This is a genomic window from Sneathiella sp., assembly GCF_002694385.1.
In the GTDB taxonomy this organism is placed as follows: Bacteria; Pseudomonadota; Alphaproteobacteria; order Sneathiellales; family Sneathiellaceae; genus Sneathiella.
Genome location: NZ_NZMB01000005.1, coordinates 382,153 through 405,013 on the forward strand (window position 1 = coordinate 382,153; position 22,861 = coordinate 405,013).

General features: G+C 57.7%; 22 protein-coding genes. 13 read left to right on the top strand and 9 right to left on the bottom strand.

What is annotated here, in order from left to right; genetic code table 11:
• Window positions 1-2 precede the first annotated feature (2 nt).
• Window positions 3-1,142 (bottom strand): aminotransferase class V-fold PLP-dependent enzyme, encoded by a 1,140-nt coding sequence (locus tag CMN55_RS02970; protein ID WP_293948054.1) that lies wholly within the window; start codon window positions 1,140-1,142, stop codon window positions 3-5.
• 297 nt (window positions 1,143-1,439) lie between these two features.
• Here CMN55_RS02970 and CMN55_RS02975 point away from each other — a divergent pair, with 297 nt between their 5' ends.
• The 9 genes from CMN55_RS02975 (at window position 1,440) to CMN55_RS03015 (ending at window position 11,102) form a co-directional block, all read left to right on the top strand.
• Window positions 1,440-2,609, top strand: coding sequence for a phosphoserine transaminase (locus CMN55_RS02975; RefSeq protein ID WP_293948055.1), 1,170 nt, complete (start codon window positions 1,440-1,442; stop codon window positions 2,607-2,609).
• Window positions 2,610-2,630: 21 nt separating this feature from the next.
• Window positions 2,631-4,208 carry a phosphoglycerate dehydrogenase gene (serA, locus tag CMN55_RS02980; RefSeq protein ID WP_293948056.1) on the top strand — a complete coding sequence of 526 codons (1,578 nt, stop codon included), beginning with the start codon at window positions 2,631-2,633 and terminating at the stop codon, window positions 4,206-4,208.
• A 119-nt stretch (window positions 4,209-4,327) separates the two neighbouring features.
• Complete coding sequence (locus CMN55_RS02985; RefSeq protein WP_293948057.1) at window positions 4,328-5,467, top strand: ATP phosphoribosyltransferase regulatory subunit; 1,140 nt, start codon at window positions 4,328-4,330, stop codon at window positions 5,465-5,467.
• A gap of 29 nt (window positions 5,468-5,496) precedes the next feature.
• Window positions 5,497-6,789, top strand: a complete 1,293-nt coding sequence (locus CMN55_RS02990; RefSeq protein WP_293948058.1) for an adenylosuccinate synthase — start codon at window positions 5,497-5,499, stop codon at window positions 6,787-6,789.
• Window positions 6,790-6,828: 39 nt separating this feature from the next.
• Complete coding sequence (locus CMN55_RS02995; RefSeq protein WP_293948059.1) at window positions 6,829-8,004, top strand: YbfB/YjiJ family MFS transporter; 1,176 nt, start codon at window positions 6,829-6,831, stop codon at window positions 8,002-8,004.
• A 79-nt stretch (window positions 8,005-8,083) separates the two neighbouring features.
• Window positions 8,084-9,187: a serine/threonine-protein kinase gene (locus CMN55_RS03000; RefSeq protein ID WP_293948060.1), complete on the top strand. Its 1,104-nt coding sequence runs from the start codon at window positions 8,084-8,086 to the stop codon at window positions 9,185-9,187.
• Entirely contained in the window at window positions 9,153-10,133 is a 981-nt protein-coding gene (locus CMN55_RS03005; protein ID WP_293948061.1) for a hypothetical protein, read from the top strand. Before CMN55_RS03000 ends, CMN55_RS03005 begins: the two co-directional genes overlap by 35 nt.
• Window positions 10,134-10,136: 3 nt before the next feature.
• Window positions 10,137-10,631 (top strand): hypothetical protein, encoded by a 495-nt coding sequence (locus CMN55_RS03010; RefSeq protein ID WP_293948062.1) that lies wholly within the window; start codon window positions 10,137-10,139, stop codon window positions 10,629-10,631.
• A gap of 111 nt (window positions 10,632-10,742) precedes the next feature.
• Entirely contained in the window at window positions 10,743-11,102 is a 360-nt protein-coding gene (locus tag CMN55_RS03015; RefSeq protein ID WP_293948063.1) for a putative quinol monooxygenase, read from the top strand.
• A gap of 70 nt (window positions 11,103-11,172) precedes the next feature.
• Here the strand turns inward: CMN55_RS03015 and rpoH are convergent, their stop codons facing one another.
• Both rpoH and CMN55_RS03025 read right to left on the bottom strand, forming a co-directional pair.
• Window positions 11,173-12,051, bottom strand: a complete 879-nt coding sequence (gene rpoH, locus CMN55_RS03020) for an RNA polymerase sigma factor RpoH (RefSeq protein ID WP_293948064.1) — start codon at window positions 12,049-12,051, stop codon at window positions 11,173-11,175.
• Window positions 12,052-12,164: 113 nt separating this feature from the next.
• Window positions 12,165-13,136 carry an RluA family pseudouridine synthase gene (locus tag CMN55_RS03025; RefSeq protein ID WP_293948065.1) on the bottom strand — a complete coding sequence of 324 codons (972 nt, stop codon included), beginning with the start codon at window positions 13,134-13,136 and terminating at the stop codon, window positions 12,165-12,167.
• A 42-nt stretch (window positions 13,137-13,178) separates the two neighbouring features.
• Here CMN55_RS03025 and CMN55_RS03030 point away from each other — a divergent pair, with 42 nt between their 5' ends.
• The 3 genes from CMN55_RS03030 to CMN55_RS03040 all read left to right on the top strand — a co-directional run bounded on the left by CMN55_RS03030 (window position 13,179) and on the right by CMN55_RS03040 (window position 15,978).
• A complete protein-coding gene (locus CMN55_RS03030; RefSeq protein WP_293948066.1) occupies window positions 13,179-13,583 on the top strand; it encodes a hypothetical protein in 405 nt (134 codons plus the stop codon).
• A gap of 45 nt (window positions 13,584-13,628) precedes the next feature.
• Entirely contained in the window at window positions 13,629-14,669 is a 1,041-nt protein-coding gene (locus CMN55_RS03035) for a threonine aldolase family protein (protein ID WP_293948067.1), read from the top strand.
• A 118-nt stretch (window positions 14,670-14,787) separates the two neighbouring features.
• On the top strand, window positions 14,788-15,978 hold the full coding sequence (locus CMN55_RS03040) for a mechanosensitive ion channel family protein (protein WP_293948068.1): 1,191 nt from the start codon (window positions 14,788-14,790) through the stop codon (window positions 15,976-15,978).
• Window positions 15,979-15,986: 8 nt separating this feature from the next.
• Here CMN55_RS03040 and CMN55_RS03045 read toward each other — a convergent pair whose 3' ends face one another.
• A complete protein-coding gene (locus tag CMN55_RS03045; RefSeq protein ID WP_293948069.1) occupies window positions 15,987-16,226 on the bottom strand; it encodes a sulfurtransferase TusA family protein in 240 nt (79 codons plus the stop codon).
• Between the two features lie 177 nt (window positions 16,227-16,403).
• On the opposite strand from CMN55_RS03045, the gene CMN55_RS03050 reads away from it, so the two are divergent.
• A complete protein-coding gene (locus CMN55_RS03050) occupies window positions 16,404-17,723 on the top strand; it encodes a hypothetical protein (protein WP_293948070.1) in 1,320 nt (439 codons plus the stop codon).
• 2 nt (window positions 17,724-17,725) lie between these two features.
• Here CMN55_RS03050 and rlmD read toward each other — a convergent pair whose 3' ends face one another.
• Genes rlmD through CMN55_RS03075 form a run of 5 tightly spaced genes read right to left on the bottom strand, consistent with a single transcriptional unit; the run spans window position 17,726 to window position 22,854 of the window.
• Window positions 17,726-18,988 carry a 23S rRNA (uracil(1939)-C(5))-methyltransferase RlmD gene (gene rlmD / locus CMN55_RS03055; protein ID WP_293948071.1) on the bottom strand — a complete coding sequence of 421 codons (1,263 nt, stop codon included), beginning with the start codon at window positions 18,986-18,988 and terminating at the stop codon, window positions 17,726-17,728.
• A complete protein-coding gene (locus tag CMN55_RS03060; protein WP_293948072.1) occupies window positions 18,975-19,724 on the bottom strand; it encodes a TlyA family RNA methyltransferase in 750 nt (249 codons plus the stop codon). Before CMN55_RS03060 ends, rlmD begins: the two co-directional genes overlap by 14 nt.
• 9 nt (window positions 19,725-19,733) lie before the next feature.
• On the bottom strand, window positions 19,734-21,659 hold the full coding sequence (dxs, locus tag CMN55_RS03065; RefSeq protein WP_293948073.1) for a 1-deoxy-D-xylulose-5-phosphate synthase: 1,926 nt from the start codon (window positions 21,657-21,659) through the stop codon (window positions 19,734-19,736).
• 15 nt (window positions 21,660-21,674) lie between these two features.
• Complete coding sequence (locus CMN55_RS03070) at window positions 21,675-22,565, bottom strand: polyprenyl synthetase family protein (protein WP_293948074.1); 891 nt, start codon at window positions 22,563-22,565, stop codon at window positions 21,675-21,677.
• Window positions 22,566-22,596: 31 nt separating this feature from the next.
• Window positions 22,597-22,854: an exodeoxyribonuclease VII small subunit gene (locus CMN55_RS03075; RefSeq protein WP_293948075.1), complete on the bottom strand. Its 258-nt coding sequence runs from the start codon at window positions 22,852-22,854 to the stop codon at window positions 22,597-22,599.
• Window positions 22,855-22,861 lie beyond the last annotated feature (7 nt).

Consider the following 22,861-nt stretch of genomic DNA (forward strand, 5'->3'; position numbering starts at 1 on the left):
TCTCATCCCCTGATATGTTTTTTGAGCGCCGTGACCAGTTTATCCGTATCCGCGTCATTATTGAAGAGGTGGGGTGTAATCCGCATGCTGGAGCCGCGCACCGAGATATGGATATTCTCCGCGGTCAATTTTGCGGGAAGGTCGGCGGGCAGCCCGCCGGTGCATCTGAGCCCCAGAAAATGCCCGGCGCGAAAGGATTCGGGCAGGGACGTGAAGCCGAACTCCGCGGTCCTGTCCGCGATCTCGCGGGTTTTCGCCGTCAGGGTTTGCTGAATTTCCAGAACGCCCCAGTCGAGGATTTGCTCAAGGGCGGCGATCGCGGCGGGCATCAGGGCGAAATTCGCCCGCTCTCCCATATCGAAGCGGCGGGCCCCGGCCTGATAGCCATCGGCATAATCGACCAGCCCGGCAAAATCTTCGGACCCCTCGCGGTTGAGCCAGTTATATTCCAGTGGCTCGCCGTCATGATATTCCGGGGCGATATACATGAAACCGACGCTATAGGGGCCGAGCAGCCATTTATAGGCGGCGGCCACCATGAAATCCGGCTTGACCGCCGCAAGATCGAGCGGATTGGCGCCGAGCGACTGGGTGACATCAAGGACCAGCTTTGCCCCCTGTTTGCGCAAGGCGTCCGCGATAGCAACAAGGTCGATCAGGGCCCCATCGGTCCAGTGATTATGGGGCAGGGCGGCGATGGCCACATCCTTGTCAATGGCGGATAATATGGCGGCGGTCCAGTCCTGATCAGCGGGTGTTTTAACAGTCAGGATTTTGCCGCCTTTGCGTCTCGCCAGCTCCCTCCAGCAATAAACATTGGAGGGAAACTGATCTTCCAGCAGCAGGATTTTCTGGCCCCGCTCGAAGGGTATGTTCTTGGCGGCGGTGGCAAGACCGTAGGAAGCGCTGGAGACGATCGCGATATCGTCAGGGCGCGCGCCAACCAGCGTGGCGAAGAGCGACCGCGCCTTTTCCGATTCGCTGAAAAAATCGGCCGGACTAACCATCCAGGGCAGGGACTTGCGATCAATCCCCATATGTCCGGCGGCCCGGACCGTTTTCAGAAATGGCCCCATATAGGCGCAGTTGAAATAGGCGACATCATCAGGGATATCAAACAGGGGGCGCTGGCTGGGAATCATCGCATGACCTTTGCAAGACAGGAATATATTCCATTGTCCCGCTCCCGGCCGGTTTTGGCCAGTTCTTTATTGTCACAGGGACAATCCGGGCGGGTAAAGTCCATGGAGAGGATCGCCGGAAATGGCGCGCCGACGGTTGTTCGGGAGAGGCGAAGCGGTGGGATTTCCCGGTCACAATGGCCGGCAAATTGTCGCAGTGCATAAATATCCCGTTGACAGAATATCGCAAATCCTGTCTATGGACGGCGGGCCACATCCCCCCACCGGGATGCTCTAGACTGGAAGGTTTAGTATATTATGACAGTAGAAATGCGTCCGGAGAGACGCCCTAACTCTCCCCTATTTTCATCCGGCCCCTGCGCAAAGCGCCCCGGATGGTCCCTCGAAAAACTCGAAGATGCCTGCCTCGGCCGCTCTCACCGTTCCGGTGAAGGCAAAGCCAAGCTGAAAGCCGTGATCGACAAGCATCGCGCCCTTCTCGGCATCCCTGATGATTACAAGATCGGCATTGTGCCGGGCTCCGATACCGGCGCGGTTGAAATGGCGCTGTGGTCGATGCTGGGCGCGCGTCCCGTCACCATGCTCGCCTGGGAAAGCTTTGGTTCGGGCTGGGCGACGGATGTGGTCAAGCAGCTCAAGCTGAAAGAAGCTGAAGTTGTTACCGCACCTTATGGTGAAATTCCCGATCTCGCCGCCATTGACTGGACCCGCGATGTGGTTTTCACCTGGAACGGTACAACCTCCGGCGTTCGCGTGCCGAATGGCGACTGGATTTCTGAGACCCGCGAAGGCCTCGCCATCTGTGATGCGACGTCCGCCGTTTTCGCCATGGATATGCCTTGGGACAAGCTGGATGTGGTCACCTGGTCCTGGCAGAAAGTGCTGGGCGGGGAGGCGGCGCACGGCATGCTGGTCCTGAGCCCGCGCGCTGTTGAACGGCTGGAAAATTACACCCCGGCATGGCCACTGCCCAAGGTCTTCCGCATGACCAAGGGCGGCAAGCTGATTGACGGTATTTTCAAGGGCGAAACCATCAACACCCCGTCCATGCTGGCGGTCGAAGATGTTCTGGATGCGCTTGACTGGGCCGAAACGATTGGCGGTGGCAAGGGCATGATCGAACGGACGGACGCCAACGCCAAGGTGATATCCGACTGGGTCAAAAAGTCCAACTGGGCTGATTACCTAGCGGCGGATCCTTTGATCCGCTCCACAACGTCGGTCTGTCTCAAGATTACGGATGACTGGTTCACAGCACTCTCCGCGGAGGATCAGCCGAAAGCCGCAAAAGCACTGGTTACCCTGCTTGAGAAAGAGGGAGCCGCACTTGATATCGGTCATTACCGGGATGCCCCGGCAGGTCTTCGTATCTGGGCGGGCGCGACGGTCGAAAAATCCGATCTGGAGGCGCTGATGCCCTGGCTCGACTGGGGATATGCCCAATTGAAAGAAACATTCCAGAAATAATCCTGAAGAAGGATCACGAAAATGGTTAAAGTCCTTATCTCTGACAAGATGAGCCCGCGCGCGGCTGAAATTTTCCGTGAACGCGGCGTTGAAGTTGATGAAATCACCGGCATGACGCCGGAAGAACTGAAAGCCTGCATCGGCGACTATGATGGTCTGGCCGTTCGTTCCGCCACCAAGGCGACAGCCGAGATTATCGCTGCGGCGACCAATCTCAAAGTCATCGGCCGGGCCGGTATTGGCGTTGATAACGTGGATATCCCGTCGGCGACCGCGGCCGGTATCTGTGTCATGAACACGCCGTTCGGCAATGCCATTACAACGGCGGAACATGCCATTGCCATGATGTTCGCGCTGGCCCGCCATATCCCGGCGGCCAATGCCTCCACCCATGCCGGAAAGTGGGAAAAATCCTCTTTCATGGGGGTTGAACTGTATGGCAAGACGCTGGGCGTGATCGGTTGCGGCAACATCGGGTCCATCGTTGCGGATCGCGGTGTCGGCCTCAAGATGAAGGTGGCCGCCTATGATCCCTTCCTGTCGCCGGAGCGGGCGCTGGAGATCGGCGTTGAAAAGCTGGAGCTGGACGAGTTGTTCGCCCGTGCCGATTTCATCACCCTGCATACGCCAATCACCGAAGGCACCCGCAATATCATCAACGCGGGCAATATCGCCAAGATGAAGAAAGGCGTGCGCATCATCAACTGCGCGCGCGGTGGTCTCGTGGTTGAGGCGGATCTGAAGGCGGCGCTGGAATCCGGGCAGGTTGCCGGGGCGGCCCTCGATGTGTTCGCCGTGGAACCGGCCAAGGAAAATATCCTCTTCGGGTTGGAAAATGTCGTGGCGACGCCGCATCTCGGGGCCTCAACCGATGAGGCGCAGGTCAATGTCGCCATTCAGGTGGCCGAACAGATGGCCGATTACCTGCTGGTTGGCTCCGTGACCAATGCGCTCAACATGGCGTCGGTCTCGGCCGAGGAAGCGCCGAAGCTGAAGCCCTATATGCAGCTTGCAACGCAGCTTGGCAGCTTTGCCGGGCAGGTAACGGAAAGCGGCATCAAGAGTGTCCGCATCGACTATGAAGGCCATGCCGCGAGCCTGAACACCAAGCCGCTGACCGCGATCATCATTCAGGGGCTGCTGGCCCCTCTGATGGACAGCATCAACATGGTCAATGCGCCGGTTGTTGCCAAGGAACGGGGCATTGACGTGACGGAAAGCGTGAACGACCGGGAGGAGGATTACCAGACCCTCATCCGTGTCACCATCACGACGGAAAACCAGACCCGCGATATCGCCGGCACGCTGTATGGCGATAACCGGCCGCGTATCGTCAATATCAAGGGCATCAATATGGAGGCCGAACTGGGTCGGCATATGCTCTATGTCACCAACAAGGACAAGCCGGGCTTCATTGGTGCGCTGGGCTCGGTGCTCGGCAATTCCGGAGTAAATATTGCCACCTTCCATCTGGGCCGCCACGATGCAGGCGGGGAGGCGATCGCCCTGATTGAGATAGATTCGGACCTTACCGCCGAAACCCTGAATGCGGTCTGTAATCTTCCCAATGTGGAGAAGGTGAAACTGCTTAAATTCTAGGGCATCTGCTAACAAAAACGCGCCTTTCAAGGCGTTCGGGAAAGCGGCTGTGAAAATCAGCCGCTTTTTCGTTGTTCTGGTTGGCGGCGCGGGGGAAATGTGCTTTATAAGCCCATGTGATGAACGACTATTCTGAAAAAGGCCTGTTGCCTGCCGGTCTCGCTGACATGTTGCCGCCCGCCGCGGCGCGGGAGGCCCGCATTAACCGTACCCTCATGGAGGTGTTCGCGGGCAATGGCTATCAGCAGGTCAAGCCGCCGCTCATCGAATTCGAAGAACATCTTCTGGAAGGTGCCGGGGCGGCGCTCGCGTCCAAAATGTTTCGCGTGATGGACCCGGTGTCCCACCGAATGATGGGCATTCGCACGGATATGACGTTGCAGATCGCCCGTGTCGCCACCACCCGCATGAAGATGGATCCGCGCCCTTTGCGATTGTCTTATTCGGGGCAGGTGCTGCGGGTGCATGGCTCGCAGCTCAGGCCCGAGCGGCAGTTCGCCCAGACCGGGGTGGAATTGATCGGGACGGAAGCGACCGCTGCCGATGCCGAATTGATTCTGCTGGCGAGTGAGGCGTTGAACGCGCTGGAAATTGACAACTATTCCATTGATCTCACCCTGCCGACCCTGGTCCCGACTATTTGCGAAGGGCTGGGAATTGCCCCTGATGTGGCGGCGTCAGCGCGGGAGGCGCTTGATCACAAGGATGCGGCGGCGCTGGAAAGCTACAAGGCGCCGCTTTCGGATATTCTGATTGCGCTGCTGAAAGCGGCGGGTCCGGCGGAAGCCGCTCTTGCCGCACTGGAAAATCTCTCGCTGCCCGATGCGGCGGCGGCGCAGGTGGCGGCGCTGAAAGAGGTGGTGGCGCAGCTTCATACTGCTGTTCCCGATTTGCGCTTGACCATTGATCCGGGTGAATATCGCGGCTTTGAATATCAGACCGGCCTCAGCTTTACGGTATTTGCCCGTGGTGTGCGGGGTGAACTCGGTCGTGGCGGTCGTTACCGACTGATGGACGGGGAACCCGCATCGGGTTTTACCCTGTTTCTCGATAGCCTCATGCGGGCCGTACCCCGGCGACCGGCGGATGATCGCCTGTATCTGCCATATGGTACGGATCTCAAAACCGGCTTTGCCCTCCGTCAGGAAGGGTGGAAAACCGTTGCGGGCCTGGCGCCCGAAAAGGATGTCGAGGCCGAGGCAGGACGGCTTCACTGCGGGCAATATCTCGCGGCCGAAGGCGTCAAGAAACTCTCCTGATTTAAAAAGACACTCAAGGACAGGATAAAATGGCGAACGTTGCGGTGGTTGGTTCCCAGTGGGGTGACGAGGGCAAAGGCAAGATCGTTGACTGGCTGTCACAGCGCGCCGATGTTGTTGTGCGTTTTCAGGGAGGGCATAACGCAGGTCACACCCTCGTCGTTGATGGCAAGGTCTATAAACTCAGCTTGCTGCCTTCTGGTATTGTGCGGGGCGGCAAGATGTCGATCATTGGCAATGGCGTTGTCGTCGATCCCTGGGCGCTGATGAAGGAAATAGAGACAGTGCGCGCGCAAGGGGTGATAGTGGATCACAACACGCTGAAGATTGCCGAAAATGCGACGCTGATCCTGCCGCTGCATGGGGAACTCGATGCACTGCGCGAGGATGCCAGCACCGCTGTTAAGATCGGCACCACACGCCGTGGCATCGGTCCGGCCTATGAGGACAAGGCGGCGCGGCGCGCCATCCGTGTCTGCGATCTGACTGACGAGGCGCTGCTGAAACGCAAGATTTCGACCCTCCTCGATCATCATAATGCGCTCCGCAAGGGGATGGGCGCGGAGTTGGTGGATGGTGATAAGTTGCTCGCGCAACTTATTGAAATTGCTCCGAAGGTGCTCGAGTTTTCCGATATTGTCTGGCGCCGCCTTGATGAAGCGCGGAAGGATCGCCGCCGGATTCTGTTTGAAGGCGCGCAGGGCGCGATGCTGGATAACGACCACGGCACCTATCCTTTCGTGACCTCTTCCAACACGCTGGCCGGACAGGCGGCGGTCGGCAGCGGTATCGGCCCCGGTTCGGTCAATTATGTGCTGGGCATTACCAAGGCCTATACCACCCGCGTGGGGGAAGGGCCGTTCCCGACGGAACTGTTTGATGACATCGGCGAAGGTCTGGGCGCCCGCGGCCGCGAGTTTGGGGTTGTTACGGGGCGCAAGCGGCGCTGCGGCTGGTTTGATGCGGTAATGGTGCGTCAGGCCGTCAAGACCGGCGGCATAACCGGCATTGCGCTGACTAAGCTGGATGTGCTCGATGGCATGGAAGAGCTTAAAATCTGCGTCGGCTATGAGCTGAACGGCCAGAAAATAGATTATTTCCCCGCCAGTATGGCCGATCAGGCGGCGGTCAAACCGATTTATGAAACCATGGAAGGATGGAGCGACAGCACCTTTGGCGCACGGACATGGGCGGACCTGCCTGCCGCCGCCGTCAAATATATCCGCCATGTGGAAGAGCTGATCGAGGCGCCGGTCGCGCTGCTGTCCACCAGTCCGGAACGCGAAGACACCATTCTGGTGCGCGATCCGTTCGAAGATTAGAATAGTATCATTCTCCGGCGGGCGTGCTAGTTTAGCCGGATGACAAAGGCATCCATCCATATAATGCAGCTTGCCATCGGCGGGCTGCTGGCGCTGGCCATCGGCCTCGGCATCAGCCGGTTTGTCTTTACGCCGATCCTGCCCTTTATGGAAGCGGGGCTCGGCCTTGACAAGACGCAGGCGGGGCTGATTGCCTCAGCAAATTTTCTGGGCTACCTCGTTGGTGCCCTGCTGGCAATCCGGCAGTCTCTTCCGGGATCGCTGCGGCTCTGGTTTCTGTCCGCCTTGATGGTCTGCGCCCTGACGACAATCCTGATGGGGCTGTCGGACAGCATTGGGGTATTTCTTTTTCTGCGGTTTGTGGGTGGAATTGCCTCGGCCTTTGTCATGATTTTCGGCACCACCCTGATCCTCAACCGCTTCGCGGAGCAAGGGCGTTCTTCTCTTTCGGCGCTGTATTTTGCCGGAGTGGGGGTCGGTATTTCCCTCTCCTCGCTGCTGATCATGTCGCTGATTGCAATCGGCACAGACTGGCGGGAAATGTGGATTTGGACCGGCTGCCTCTCGGCGGCGATGCTGCTTCCGGTTTTCTGGCTGGTGCCTGGGGAGGGCAAGGCCGTTGTCATTGTAGAGAGCCCGCCGAAAATGAGTTTCAGCAACCCGCTCAAAGCATTGATCCTGTCCTATTTCCTGCTCGGCTTTGGCTATATTATCACGGCGACCTTTATTTCGGTTCTGGTGCGGCAAATTCCCGGCTTGCAATGGATGCAGACGCTGGTTTGGCTGGTGGTCGGTCTTGCCGGAATTCCTTCGGTGGCGATTTGGTCCTGGGTCGGGCGGCGGATCGGCAATCATAACAGCTATGCTCTTGCGAGCCTTTGTCTCGCCATCGGTGTGGCCGGTAGCGTATATGCCGCGAGTGCGGGCGCGGTTCTTGCGAGTGCAGTGCTGCTGGGCGGCACTTTCATGGGAATGTCCGCCGTCGGGCTTGTTCATGCCCGTGAGATGTTGCCGGGTAATGCCCGGCAGATTCTGGCCATCATGACACTGGCCTTTGGCCTTGGTCAGACGATCGGGCCGGTTTTTGCAGGCTATATTTACGGCATTTTCGGGGATTTCGTTGTGGCATCGCTTATCGCTTCGGCCGGACTGGGGATTGCCGCCTTGCTGACGGCCCTTGGCAAGACCTCAGCTTTGCAGAATCCGGGGCGGTAACCCGCAAGAGTTTAACGGCATCTTAACGTCATTTTGCGAATGTTGGCCCGGATTTGAGGTAACTGACAGAGCCGCTCGCATGAGTCTCGCCGAAAAACTGGAAACACCGACTGACGCCGCTCCTGCGGAACGCGGCGCGCTGCTGGCTGGCCGTTTCCGGATAGACCTGTCGCGGCCTGTTGATTTCCTTCAGCAGGGGGCAAGCATTGCCGTTGAAGCGGCCGATATTCAGGACCCGACTAACGAACTTGTGGCTGTAATATCAAGCCCTTACAGCTATTACCGCAAACCGGTTGCGGACGCCATCAAGAACAGCCGTAACGGCGGAACCCTTGATCTTCTGGCGCATGGCGTCGTGCGTTTTTCCTCTCTCGATATCCGCTACGCCACAGTGTTTGAACGCCCCCGGGGCGGACCGGTTCATAAAGACGGTCATGGCGGCATGTCTGAGAATCTGATTCTGGAAAAGGTTTTGCCACCCATTGCCGCCTGCCTTCTCGATCTCCATCAGGGGGCAATGACGCATCGTGCCATTCGCGCCGACAACCTGTTCTACAGCGATAGCGAGCGTCAGACTATCGTGTTGGGCGAGGCGATCAGCCAGGCGCCGGGACTGCTGCAACCGACTGTTTATGAACCGCTTGAAAGCATGATGGCGCATCCGGCGGGCCGTGGGGACGGCGTGCCGGCCCATGATCTCTATGCGGTGGGCATCCTGTTTCTGCATCTGCTCGGCGGGGAAGCGCCGGGCGGTGGAATGAGTGATGAAGAGCTTTATCGCGGCAAACTTCTGAAGGGCAGTTTTTCCTTGCTGGCGGAAAAGCTGAGCCTGTCGCCGCGGATGTCCGATATCCTGGCGGGCCTGCTGCATGATGACCCGGCGCGCCGCTGGAATGCGGAAAAGCTGGCAAACTGGCGCGATGTCATCAAGGAGACGCCGCGCCGCGGACGCGGAGATACGCGGGCGCTCGACAAGATCCTGTTCGAGGAAGTGGAATATGGCTCGCCCCGGCTGCTGGCGCACAATATGATCAGCAAGCCCAAGGCGGCGCTTGATCTTCTGCGCAGTGGCCGACTTGCGAAATGGATAAAAAACGCCCTGCGCGATGAGGCAACAGCCACAGAAATCTCCCAAATTCAGGGAAGCATTGGGGGGGGCGGCCCATGCACAGGCGCGCAGTGAGACCACGGCTGTCACCCATATGCTGCGCCTGCTCGATCCGAAGGCACCACTCTGGTATCGCAATATCTCCTTCTCCCGCAATGCAATCGGTATGCTGATGCTGGAGGCATTTCGGCAAGACAATATGGAGATGAAAAAGTCCATCGCTGAATTGTTCGAGAGTGGTCTCTTGCTGAACATCGCCATGACCGAGTTTCGCGACAAGCGGGAGCGCCGCGCCGACTGGCTGCCCGAAGCCTCGATCACCGGATGTCAGGGTTATATGAAAAATGGCGGCGAGCTTGGCTATGGGCTTGAACGCTGTCTTTATGAACTCAGCCCGGAGACACCCTGTCTGAGCACGCTTGTGCTGGGGTCGCATGTGCGTAATATTTCGGAATTTATTGAAGTTGCGGAACAGAAGCTGCTGGCGTCGAATGGGCATGGCAACCCTTTTGACCGTCATGCGGCGGCCTTCATCGCGACAAAATCACGCGGGCTCGATAAGTTTCTGATATCGCTGACCCTGTATCCGGCGGGCAGTGTTGAACACGTGCTGGTGGAACTCAAGCTGTTTGCAAAGCTGCAAGCGCTCAGCCATCCTGGACCACTGCCCGGTTTTGCCGCTTGGGCGGAAGAGATGCTGAAACCGGTCTTCCTGAAAATCCGCTCCCGATTGCGCCGGGAAGTGGTCATACAGCGATTTCGCGAGGCCCGGAAAAGCGGCGACCTTGGCATGATCCTTGAGGCAACCGACCTGGAGCGGCAACTTGCGCAGGACCGCCGGGAATATGAAGAAGCCCTTGCCGCCGCCGGAGAGGCGGATCGACTGGCCATCTTCCTGATGAATGGCACAGACGCGCGGCGGGCCGCCGCTGAAGGATATGGCGCCTGGATTACATCTGTTCTTTCAGTTACGGCATTACTGGCCAGTACGATTCTTTCTGTCTTGTATTTTATGGAATAGACAATGGCGAAGCAGAAAAAGCAGCCTGCAAAAATGGCGGAAAACAGGGTCGGGCAGGGCATCGCCCTGTTTTGGGTGATGGTCTTTTCCGGGCTTGGAATTGTATTTATTCCGCCAACCATGCTGATTCTCTTTGCCGGATTGATCCCGAGCCTTGTGGCAATTCTATTGAACACCGGCCGCATTGGCAGCATTGCCACGATGCTTGCTTTCAACCTTGCCGGTATCATCCCGGTTATCGGCATCCTGTGGGATCGGGGCCAGACGTTCAACGAAGCGTTCCGGATGCTGACCGATGTTTACATGTGGCTGGCCATGTTTGGCGGGGCGGGGCTGGCGGTTTTTCTGTCCTGGGCCGTGCCGATTGTTGTTTTCTCCGCGTCTGAATTGCAGGCGAAGGCGATGATCGCCAAACTTCAAAAGCGGCGCATGAAGCTGGTCGAAGAATGGGGCGGGCAGTTTGTTGCCGATATGAAAGACGGCGCCAGTGGCCGCTGATCGCCATTATCAAAGCATTCTCGCCATTCGAACTTTCTATAACGGCTGGCGCATTGGGCCGCATTTCGGCATAGTGCGGGGCACGAACAAATCATAAAAAAGGAATAAAGAATGACAGGCCATGTCTACTGGATCTACGAGCTGGAGATCAAATCCGGGCAGTATGAAAAATTCGCCGCTTTGAAAGATGAAATGATCGCGGCAACGAAAGCGGATGAACCGGGCACACTCAATTATGAATGGTCGGTGAATGAGGACAAGACGGTCTGTCATGTATTGGAGCGATTTGAAAATTCCGATGCGGCACTTGTTCACATGGGCAATTTCGGCAAGAAATTCGCGGCCCGTTTTCTGGAAGTGCTGACGCCAAAAGTCATGACCCTCTATGGCGATCCGTCAGAGAAGGTGCTGGGTGCGCTGGCCCGGGTCGGGGCGGTGCAGATGCCCTCTGTCGGCGGGTTCTCACGCTAACCCCTTCTGAGGGAACAAAAAAAGGCGCCTGAGATAATCCGGCGCCTTTTGCTGTTGGTTGATATGTGGATCAGCCGATCCGTTCTTCCAGGACTTTTGCCTTCATGGCCCGTTGCAGCTTTTCAAAGGCGCGCACTTCGATCTGGCGCACCCTCTCGCGGCTGATGTCATAATGCTGGCTCAGCTCTTCGAGTGTGAGTGGTTCATCGCGTAGCCGCCGTTCGGTGAGAATATGCTTCTCCCGCTCGTTCAGGACATCCATGGCCTTTTCCAGCATGGTGCGACGGCGCTTCAGCTCTTCATTCTCCGCATAAACGGTTTCCTGGTTCGGGCTGTCATCTTCCAGCCAATCCATCCATTCGCCTTCACTTTCGGCGCGCATGGGGGCGTTGAGGCTATGATCCGGCGCCGTCAGGCGGCGGTTCATGCTGACCACTTCCTCCTCGGTCACGCCGAGTTTTTTCGAAATGGTCTTGACCTGATCGGCCGTCATGTCGCCTTCGTCAATGGCCTCAATCTGCCCCTTGATCTTGCGCAGGTTGAAGAACAGCTTTTTCTGGGCGGCGGTCGTCCCCATTTTAACGAGCGACCAAGTGCGCAGGATATATTCCTGAATAGCGGCGCGGATCCACCACATGGCGTAGGTGGACAGGCGAAAGCCCTTCTCGGGTTCAAATCGCTTGACCGCCTGCATCATGCCGACATTGCCTTCGGAAATCAGCTCGGCAATCGGCAGGCCATAGCCGCGATAACCCATGGCGATCTTTGCCACAAGGCGCAGATGGCTTGTCACCATCTTGTGCGCGGCATCGGTATCGCCGTGATCTTTCCAGGCCTTGGCCAGCATGTATTCTTCGTCCGCTTCCAACATAGGAAATTTGCGGATTTCCTGCAGGTAGCGGGACAGGCCGCCTTCCGGCGTCAATACGGGTAAGGATGATATGCTCATATTCAGGACCCTCTCTCTTTCTGGCGCCTGTCTTTCGTCATTCAGGATGCCCGAAAAACAAGCCCGACAAACTCCTGTCTAGGGGATAATCATGGCGATTTGATGTTGTCGTTCTAACCCCTCAGCGCCGCGATCAACTCCCTCAGATCAGATGGTAAATCTACCTCAAACTTCAAGGGCTTGTCTGTGACGGGGTGCACAAATCCGAGGGTTTCGGCATGCAGCGCCTGGCGGGAGAAAGCGAGGATCACCGCCTGACGGGATTCCTCAAGGGAGCTGACGCGGCTTTTTTTCTGGCGGCTGTAGAGTGGATCGCCAAGCAGCGGATGGCCGATATGAGCCATATGAACGCGAATCTGGTGGGTGCGCCCGGTCTCCAGTTCACAGGTGACAAGAGCCGCGATGTCGGAGAAATTTTCTTCCAGCCGATAGCGGGTGAGGGCGGGTTTCCCGCCTTTTGTGACCATTGCCATGCGTTTGCGGTTATGCGGGTCGCGGCCAATGCTGCCTTCAATCTCTCCCGTTGGCGGGTAAAGGCGGCCCCACACCACGGCCTTGTAGCGCCGTTCGATATCATGGGCGGCAAACAGGGCGGCCAGGCCCTGATGCGCGGCGTCATTCTTCGCCGCCACGAGAAGACCGCTGGTCTCCTTGTCGATCCTGTGGACAATTCCGGGCCGTTTTACCCCGCCGATACCGGACAGGCTGTCGCGGCAGTGATGCAGCAGGGCATTGACCAACGTGCCGGACCAGTTTCCCGCCGCCGGATGCACCACCATGCCGGCGGGTTTGTTGACAACGATCAGATGCTCATCCTCAAACAGGATTTCGAGGGGAATATCCTCGGGTTCCGGATCGCCTTCCGCCGCTTCCGGGAGGTGAATTTCATAGGACTCTCCCGGTTGCACCCGACGGGACGGATCGGTGACGGCGACGCCCGCAAGGGTGACCATACCCCCCTTAATCAGCGGCTTGATGCGGCTTCTGGAAACATCCGGCAGCGCGTCCGCCAGCAGCCGGTCGAGGCGCGCACCGCGAACGTCTTCTGAAACTTCAACTTGATGTAACCCCGCATTGAATGGCATACACAGGAACCAGTGTTATTTGCAATCGCCCAAGGTGCCGTCATGACAGATGAACCGGACTATGAACCCGGCCCGAATCTTACCCTGCTGAAATGGATTGTCGGGATTCTCGGCTTTCTGATCATCCTGTTTGTCGGCATTATCGGGGTTACGTTATATATGCGGATAACGGGATCGAAAAGCGCTAATCCGCCCGCCACGGCGGAGGAAAGCCGTCCGGCCCCCGCAACCGTGGTTGAGGGGAGCGGTCTTGTCCCGTTGTCCGGCTTCGGCGATGTCGCTATCACGTTGCCCGAGGATATGGATGTAATCAGCCTTTCCTCCGATGGGGCGAGGATGTTCCTGACCCTTGGAACCGAAGGTACCGCGCGGCGCATACTTGTCTATTCATTGGCCGACGGGCGGGAACTTGGCAGATTTATCCTCGACCGGGCAGTCGTTGAGTAGCGCAGCCTGTGATTTTCACAGACCCGGAAAAAGGGAGCTCAACAGGTGTTGAAAAACGGAATGCCCGTCAATTTCGCCAGTGACAATGCGGCGCCGGTCGCGCCGAAAATCATGGCGGCACTGCAACGGGCGAACAACGGGGCGGCTCCCAGCTACGGTCATGATGGCCTGACCCGGCAAGTGGAGGACAAACTTCGCGATCTCTTTGAATGCGACCTCAGGGCTTTTCCCGTAGCGACGGGGACCGCCGCCAATGTGCTTGGTATCAGCAGCTTCTCGCCGCCCTATGGCGCGGTTTTCTGCCATCCCCTTGCCCATATCGATAATGATGAATGCGGCGCGCCGGAGTTTTATACAGGCGGAGCGAAACTTGTGCCGGTGGCTGGTGCGGATGGCAAGATTGATCCGCGGGCGCTGGAAGAGGCTGTTCTGGAAGGCGGGGGCTCCGTTCATCATGTGATGCCATCGGTCATTTCCATCACGCAGGCGACGGAATGCGGGAGTGTCTATCGCCCGGATGAGATTGCCGAAATCGGTATTCTGGCGCAGAAGCATGGCCTTGCCTTGCAGATGGATGGCGCGCGTTTTGCCAATGCGCTGGCGTTTCTGAACTGCCATCCTGCTGATATCACCTGGCGGGTCGGGGTCGATGTTTTATCCTTCGGGGCGACCAAGAACGGCGCCATGGGGGTGGAGGCCGTGGTATTTTTCAATATGGAGAAGGCGAGAGAGTTCGAATTTCGCCGCAAGAGAAGCGCGCATCTCTTCTCGAAAATGCGCTATCTGTCGGCACAGCTTGATGCCTATCTCGAAGCTGAATACTGGCGGGAACTGGCCACCAATGCGAACCGGATGGCAGAACGCCTTGCCGATGGCATTCGCGGTATTCCGGGCGCGACGATCTGCTATCCGGTGGAGGCCAACATCATCTTTGCAAAGCTGCCCGAAGCGGCTCTGGAATGTCTCGCGGTTTCCAACATTCTCTATCACCGCCGCGCCAATGATACGGATGGGAAAATTCGTCTTGTCACATCCTGGAACACGACGGAGCAGGATATTGACGCTCTCCTCAATGTGATCTCCTGACGCGCGTTATTCCCGGAATTTTATCTCCCGAGATTTGATTTTACCGCCATCCCCCGTTATTGATGAGTGGAATTTGGCGGCTGTTTGCCGCCGTTTGAATGTATAGGGCTGATAAAAAGTGCAGAATATAAACGATTTATGGGAAATTGTTAAAGAAGTCTGGAAAGAGGGTTATGCGGGGTTCGACTTCAGTTCCCTGATCATCGCTCTCGGAATCATCGCGCTGACCTTACTCATTCGCGGTATCTTCACCCGCTTTGCCATCAACCGGGCGCTGGCCTATGCGTCACGGTCGAGTAACCGGATTGACGATGCGCTGATCCTGTCCATGAAGGAACCGATCCGCTTCATTCCTATTGTGATCGGTGTTTATTTTGCGCTGTCTGTAGCGGATTTTTCCGATGATCCGGATTTTACGGCATTCATCGGGCGGATTGTCCGTTCCCTTATTGTTTTTAATATTTTCTGGGCGCTTTACGCCGCCATCTCGCCGATGACGTTTCTGCTGGGCAAGCTGGAGCGGATATTTTCCGCCGAGATGGTGGGGTTTCTGGTCAAGATCATGAAGGGGATTGTCATCGGTCTTGGAGGGGCGACGGTGCTGCAACTCTGGGGCATCCAGGTCGGGCCGATCATTGCCGGTTTCGGTATTGTTGGTGTTGCCGTGGCCCTTGGCGCCCAGGATCTTTTCAAAAACCTGATCAGCGGCTTTCTGATTCTCGCGGAAAAGCGCTTCAAGGTGGGCGACTGGGTGCTTGTCGATAGCGTGGTCGAGGGCACGGTTGAGAAGATCGGCTTCCGCTCGACTGTTATCCGACGGTTTGACAAGGCGTTGACCATTGTCCCGAATGCGACCTTCGCTGACAAGGCTGTTACCAACTTTTCCGAAATGACCTATCGGCGCATTTACTGGAAAATCGGCGTTGAATATTCCACCTCCGTTGCACAGCTTCAGGAGATTACCGGGAAGATCGGCAGTTATCTTGCGGACAATCGGGATTTCGCCCAGCCGGGAGAGGCGTTGCAGTTTGTCTATACCGACAGCTTTAACGACAGCAGCATCGATATCATGATCTATTGCTTCACGCGGACAACCAACTGGGGTGAATGGTTGCAGATCAAGCAGGATTTTGCCTATGCGATCAAGGGCATTGTTGAGCAGGCGGGAACCGGCTTCGCCTTTCCGTCTGTCTCTGTCTATCGGGGTATTGGCGGGGCGGAACCCGACCCATTTGTGCCGCCTGCCGATTTCAAGGAGGGGCAGCGAGGCCCGCTTGCCGTTGGGGACGGGCCGAGTGACGTGACCTGATGTGGTGATCAGCCCGTCACGTTCTTGATGATGATATACTCGAATTTTCCGTCATTTTCTGACGCTTTTTCAAGCAGATAGCCGGTGACATTGCAAAAGTGACGGAAGTCGATGACGGACGCCGGATCGGTGGCAATAACACGCAGCCGGGCACCTGGCGCAAGGTCGCGCAGCGTCTTTTTTGCACGCAGCACAGGCAGCGGGCATTGCAGGCCGGATGTATCAAGGAAATGGAGCTGGTCCGTCATCGCGCCCTTTTACGGATTTTTATCTGTCAGGTTTGCGGCAAGATAGCTCTCCGGTTCGCGCTGCGCAATTGCTGATTTCTGCCATTTTATAATTAGACCACATGTCTGATTAACGATTTATATACTCTGATCTGCGATTATGATGCGCGAAAACACTCCCATTGGAATGTGGATTGGATGGTTGTAGCGAAAGACATGGGACGGGCCGACAGTGGTTCGGAAGATACGGCGCAAATCAGCCCCGATTTCTACAATCAGGGCCGCCGGACCGGCGATGTAAAGCCTTATCCTGCTGCCCGCGAAGTGAAGCATTACGAAATTGGCGAAGCGACAAGCTTTCTGCGCCCCTTCGGAAAAACCTATCGGGAAGCCCTTGAAAACCTTGTTACCGGCAGCATCCAGATCATCGGGCTTGATGAGGTCAAGACACGCTATAAGGAGCGATGGGGCGAAATCCGTGAAAATATTGTAGAAATCGCCGAATCCTACATTGGCCGCAAGCTGGGCAGACATGATATTTTCGTGCCGCTGGATGATGGGCATTTTGCGCTGCTGTTTGCTAATGCCTCCCGTCAGGAAGCGTTGCAGCGGTCCCGGGCGATTGCCAATGATCTGGTCAACAAGCTGTTTGGCGAATTGCCGGGCGGGGAGCTGATTTCCGTCGAGGCGGCGATGCTGACGATTGAGGATTTCGAGGGGCTGGACAAAATCCGCTCCCTTGAAGGGCTGGTTTCCTGTTTCCACACGGCCATTCTGAGGGCGCAGGAGCGCGAAACCCGGGAAGTAAAGTTGCGCGAAGCCGATGTCGGTATTCGTTTTCGCCCCCTGATCAATCGCCGCAAACGCTTTGTCGGGCTGTATGAGGCGCTGGATGCCAGTCGGGAGGGGGACATCGCCGCGACGGCGATGCCGGAAGACTTGCGGCAAAGCGGTTCCCACCGGACCCGCGCCGAGCTGGATTGCGTGATCCTGACAGAACTTGGCAATATTATCGAAAAGCTGGACATTCAGGGGCGGCGGCCCGCCTTGCTGTTGCCGGTTCGCTTTGAAACGCTGGCAAACAGTTATTTCCGCAGCAAATACGCCCGTCTGTTGGCAACCCTGCCAAACTATACGGACCGGCATCTGATCCTCAATGTCCAGGATGTGCCGGATGGCGTACCGAACAGCCGTTACCGGCAAATTCTTGGTGCATTGCGACAGCTCGTTCTGGGATTTGCATTTGAAGTGGATATCCGCTGGAAGGATTTTGCGGCCATTAATGACCTGCCGGTTTTCGCCATTTCACTTGTGGGCCATGAACGTCTTGATCTGGGGCAAATCTCCGCGTTGTTTACGGCAGCGAAAGAGCAGGGGCTTAAGTGTATCTGGCGATCTCTGGATAATGACGAGCTGGCGCGGGCGGCTTTTAAAATGCAGGTTGACTATGTGAGCGGGCCGATTTTTGGCAGTGCACAGAACGCGCCGGCAAAACCCTTCTCCCTGCCTGAAAAATAGTCTTATGCGCGGGTCAGTACCGCGGCCATCTCCACATGGGGAGAGAAGAGAAACTGATCCACCGGTTGTATGGGGCCGAGTTGATATCCGCCGTCGAGAAGTAGGGCAATATCGCGGGCGAAGGTGACCGGATTGCAGGAAATGGCGACCACAACGGGGATATCGGATTTCGCAATTTCGAGGGCCTGTGCCTTTGCCCCGGCGCGCGGCGGATCGAACAGTAACCCGTCAAAGGCATTCAGCTCATCTTTCAGAAGCGGTCGCTGGAAGAGATCACGGCATTCCGTCGTGACAGGGCGAATGGCACGGTTGGCAGCCATTTGCAGGCCTTTGACAAGCTCCGCATCCCCCTCGACGCCGTGGACAGGGGCAAGGGCGGAAAGCGGCAAGGTGAAGCTGCCGACCCCGGCGAACAGATCGACAATGCGCTTCGCCTCCCGAAGGGCATCAAGGGCAAAGGCGCCAAGGGCTTCCTCACCAGCTTTGGTTGCCTGCAGGAAGCTGCCGGGCGGTAGTATGGCAGGAATGCCGCCCAGCCGGACTTCCGCGGGGAGGCGGGCGGCGATCGCTTCGGGCGTATCCTGGGGACGGGCGCGCCAGGCAATCCGGGCAAGGGATTGTTCCGCAGCAAAGGCGGACAGCATCTCCCGCTTGTCCAGATCCATCGTGAGGTCAGCCGTGATCAGCAGATCGACGCCATTTTCCGTTTCGGTTGCGAGCAGGCGGGCTTCACTGTTGCGGGGTAGCAGTTCAGGTAGCAGGCTTCGCAGAGGTTTGACGAGGGCGAGCAGGGCGGGGACAATCACCGGGCAATCTCCGATATCGAAAATCTGGTGGCTGCGGCGCAGATGAAAGCCGACCATGACCCCTTTCTTGCGTTTTGAGGCAATAAATTCCACCCGCCGCCGACTGCCGGATGGGCTGGTTATTGTTGGCCGGACATGGGCATCTGTTATTCCCGCCCGCTCAAGGCAGTCGAGAATGCGTTGCCGCTTCCATTCTGCGGTGAAGTCCGGGGAGAGATGCTGCATCGCGCATCCGCCGCACTGGCTGAAATGACGGCAGGATGGTTTGACCCGTTCCGTGCTTTCCTCAAGGATTTCCACGATGGTGCAGACATTGCCGTCGCCCTTTACATCTTCGGGGCGCGCTGATACCCGCTCTCCGGGGGCGGTGAAGGGGATATAGTAGGTCTTACCCCGATGGGTGGCGATGCCATCGCCGCCCGATCCGATATGGCTGATGGTAAGTTCAATTGCCGACATGCCGCGCCCCCATCAGAAATTCCCGATTGCCATCACTGCCGAGGATGGGGCTCGCCATAGTGCCGAGGGAGCGCCAGCCGGGACGGGCATTGATCCAGCTTTCCATCTCCATTGGCACCCGGTCCGCGAGGGCCGCGTCCCGGACAATGCCGCCTTTGCCGACATTTCCCTTACCGACTTCGAACTGTGGTTTGACCAATGCGACAAGATCCGCCCCCGGCGCCGCGAGATCAAGGACGGCGGGCAACGCCTTGGTCAGCGAAATAAAGCTCACGTCCGCGACAATCAGGTCAAGGGCATCGGGGATGAGTGCGGTGTCGAGATCCTTGGAATTGGTTTTTTCCAGATTGACGACGCGCGGATCCTCCCCAACGACAGGATCAAGCTGGTCATGCCCGACATCGACGGCATAGACGCGCCGCACATCCCGCGACAATAGAACTTGCGTGAAACCGCCGGTGGAGGCGCCGATATCGGCAGCAATGCGCCCCTTCACGGAAAGGCCGAAATGATCGAGGGCGGCCAGCAGCTTGACGGCGCCCCGCCCGACCCACTGCATATCGGGGATATCGAGTGTGATATCCGCCGTTTCCGTCACCTTGCGATTGGCTTTATCGGCAATTTCGCCATTGACGCTGACGCGCCCCTCCGCGATCAGGCTTTGCGCGCGTGCCCGGCTTTTCACCAGATCGCGGGCGACCAGCGCCAGATCGAGCCTTTGCGATGTCTCTGTCATGCGAGCGGTCTAGACGGCGGAAATATTGGGCCGTTTTGCCTTTCCGCCGCCAAGCGCATCGAGGGCTGTCTTGACAATCTGGTCATGATTGATGCCCGCCTCTTCATACATATCGTCAATTTTCTGCTGGTCTATGAAGACATCCTTCATGCAGAGAGGGCGCATCTTCAGCCCGTCGTCCAGTAGACCGTTCATTGCCAGGAACTGCATGACATGGCTGCCGAAGCCGCCAACGGCGCCTTCCTCGACCGTGATCAGCACTTCATGGGAGGCGACAAGATCGCGGATCAGGGCTTCATCGAGCGGCTTGCAGAAACGGGCATCGGCAACGGAGGTTGAGATACCCTTTGCCTCCAGTTCCTCCGCTGCGATCAGCGCTTCTTTCAGGCGGGTGCCGAAGGAAAGGATGGCAACACGGTCACCCTCCCGGATCATACGGCCGCGGCCGATTTCCAGCACTTCGCCCTTTTCCGGCAAGTCAAGCCCAACGCCTTCACCGCGCGGATAACGGAAGGCGCAGGGCCCTTCATTATAGGCGGCGGCGGTGGCAACCATATGTTTCAATTCCGCTTCATCGGCAGGCGCCATCACCATCATGTTGGGCAGCGTTGCCATATAGGTAATGTCGAAGGAGCCCGCATGGGTTGCCCCGTCCGCCCCGACAAGTCCCGCCCGGTCGAGCGCAAATCGTACCGGCAAATTCTGAATGGCAACATCATGCACGACCTGGTCATAACCGCGTTGCAGAAAGGTGGAATAGATCGCAACGAACGGCTTCAGCCCCTCCGTCGCCATACCGGCGGCAAAGGTGACGGCATGCTGCTCGGCAATGCCGACATCAAAGCAGCGGTCGGCGAATTCCCCTGCGAACTGGTCAAGGCCGGTGCCATCGGGCATGGCAGCGGTCACGGCGACGATCTTGTCATCATCGCGGGCCTCCTGAATGAGGCTCTGGGCAAATACCTTGGTGTAGGAGGGGGCGTTGGGCGTCGCTTTCGCCTGTGCGCCCGTGATCACGTCGAATTTTGAAACCCCGTGATATTTGTCGGCAGCGGCTTCGGCGGGCGGATAGCCCTTGCCTTTTTGCGTGACGCAATGGATCAGGATCGGCCCCTGCTTGGAATCCCGGGCATTCTTGAGAACGGGGATCAGATGTTCCAGATTATGGCCGTCGATTGGCCCGACATAATAAAATCCCAACTCCTCAAACAAGGTTCCGCCCGTGACCATGCCGCGGGCGAATTCCTCCGCCCGCCGCGCGGTGCGTTCCAGCGGATCGGGCAGGAGAGAGGCGAGCTGCTTCGCCATTTCCCGCAGGCTGCGGTAGGGCTTACCAGATAGCAGGCGGGAGAGATAGGCGCTCATCGCGCCGACAGGCGGGGCGATGGACATATCGTTGTCATTGAGGATGACGATCTGCCGCGCATCCATGGCGCCGGCATTGTTCATCGCTTCATAGGCCATACCGGCACTTAAGGCCCCGTCGCCGATGACCGAAATGACATTGTTCTTGCGGCCCAGCAGGTCACGCCCGACCGCCATGCCCAGACCGGCGGAGATAGAGGTGGAGGAATGCGCCGCGCCGAAGGGGTCATATTCGCTTTCCGCCCGTTTGGTGAAGCCGGAAAGGCCGCCCGGCTGACGCAGGGTGCGAATACGGTCCCGCCGTCCGGTCAGAATCTTGTGCGGATAGCATTGATGCCCGACATCCCAGATCAGCCGATCTTCCGGCGTGTTGAAAACATGGTGCAATGCCACGGTCAGTTCGACCACGCCGAGGCCCGCGCCGAGGTGACCGCCGGTGACGGAAACGGCGCTGATTACCTCCTGACGCAATTCCGCGGCAAGCTGGGTGAGCTGCGGCAGGGTCAGTTTTCGCATATCCTTCGGATATGTGATGGTGTCAAGCAAGGGTGTTTGCGGTGTCGTCGTCATAATCTGAACCCGTCTTCAGTTGCGGCGGTGAATGGCAAAATGCGCCGCATGTCGTAACAGATCTGCTTTCGGCCCGAAAGGATCGAGATGATCGATTGCCTGATCGACCAGAATGGCGGCATGGACACGGGCATCTTCCAGTCCCATGAGAGAAACGAAGGTGGCCTTTCCTGCCGCGGCGTCCTTGCCGGTTGCCTTGCCCATTTCCTCCGCCGTTCCTTCTTCGTCCAGTATGTCATCTGCAATCTGAAAGGCCAGCCCTAAATCATGGGCGTAAGCTTTGAGCGCCTGCAACTGTGGCGGGGATGCATGCCCGAGGATGCCGCCCGCCACACAGGCAAAGGAGATGAGCGCGCCGGTCTTCAGCCGTTGCAGGCGCGTAATGGTGGCCATATCGATGGGGTTGCTTTCCGCGTGGATATCCATCACCTGACCGCCAACCATGCCCTGTCCGCCAATGGCGCGGGCAAGCCGGGCGGCGAGCTGGATGCGCACCTCGGCGGACGGGTGGGTATCCGCATCGCTGACAATTTCGAAGGCGAGCGATTGCAGCGCATCACCGGCGAGAACGGCCGTCGCCTCGTCAAATTTTTTATGGACCGTCGGCAGGCCGCGACGTAGATCGTCATCATCCATGCAGGGCAGATCATCATGGATGAGGGAATAGCTGTGGACCATCTCCAATGCCGCCGCCACACGCACGGAATGCAGGCGGGGGACAGCAAACAGGTCGGCGGACTGGATCAGCAAAAAGGCGCGTAGCCGCTTGCCGGGGGACAGGACGGCATAGCGCATGGCGTCAAAAAGCCGCTTTTCCAGCCCCTCGCTTACCGGCAGCAGGGTGCGTAATTCCTTATCCATCAAATCTGCGGTCTGACGGAGGGCTTTGCTGAAATCATCTTCCATAGAACTGTTCTTGACCCCGCCTGAGGCATGTCTAGTCAATATTCGCCGGTTCGACCGACAGATTGCCGTTGCGGCCGACAATTTTGTCGACCCTTTCCTGGGCGTTTCTAAGACGCGCTTCGCAATGCGCCTTCAGAAGCGAGCCGCGGGTGTAAATATCAATTGACTGGTCAAGATCGACCTGGCCCGAATCGAGCTTTTCGACAATCTGTTCCAGTTCTCTCAAGGCCTCCTCGAAGGACATCTTGGCGATATCGTCAGGGACTTTCTGGCTATTGGGATCAGACATGATTTCT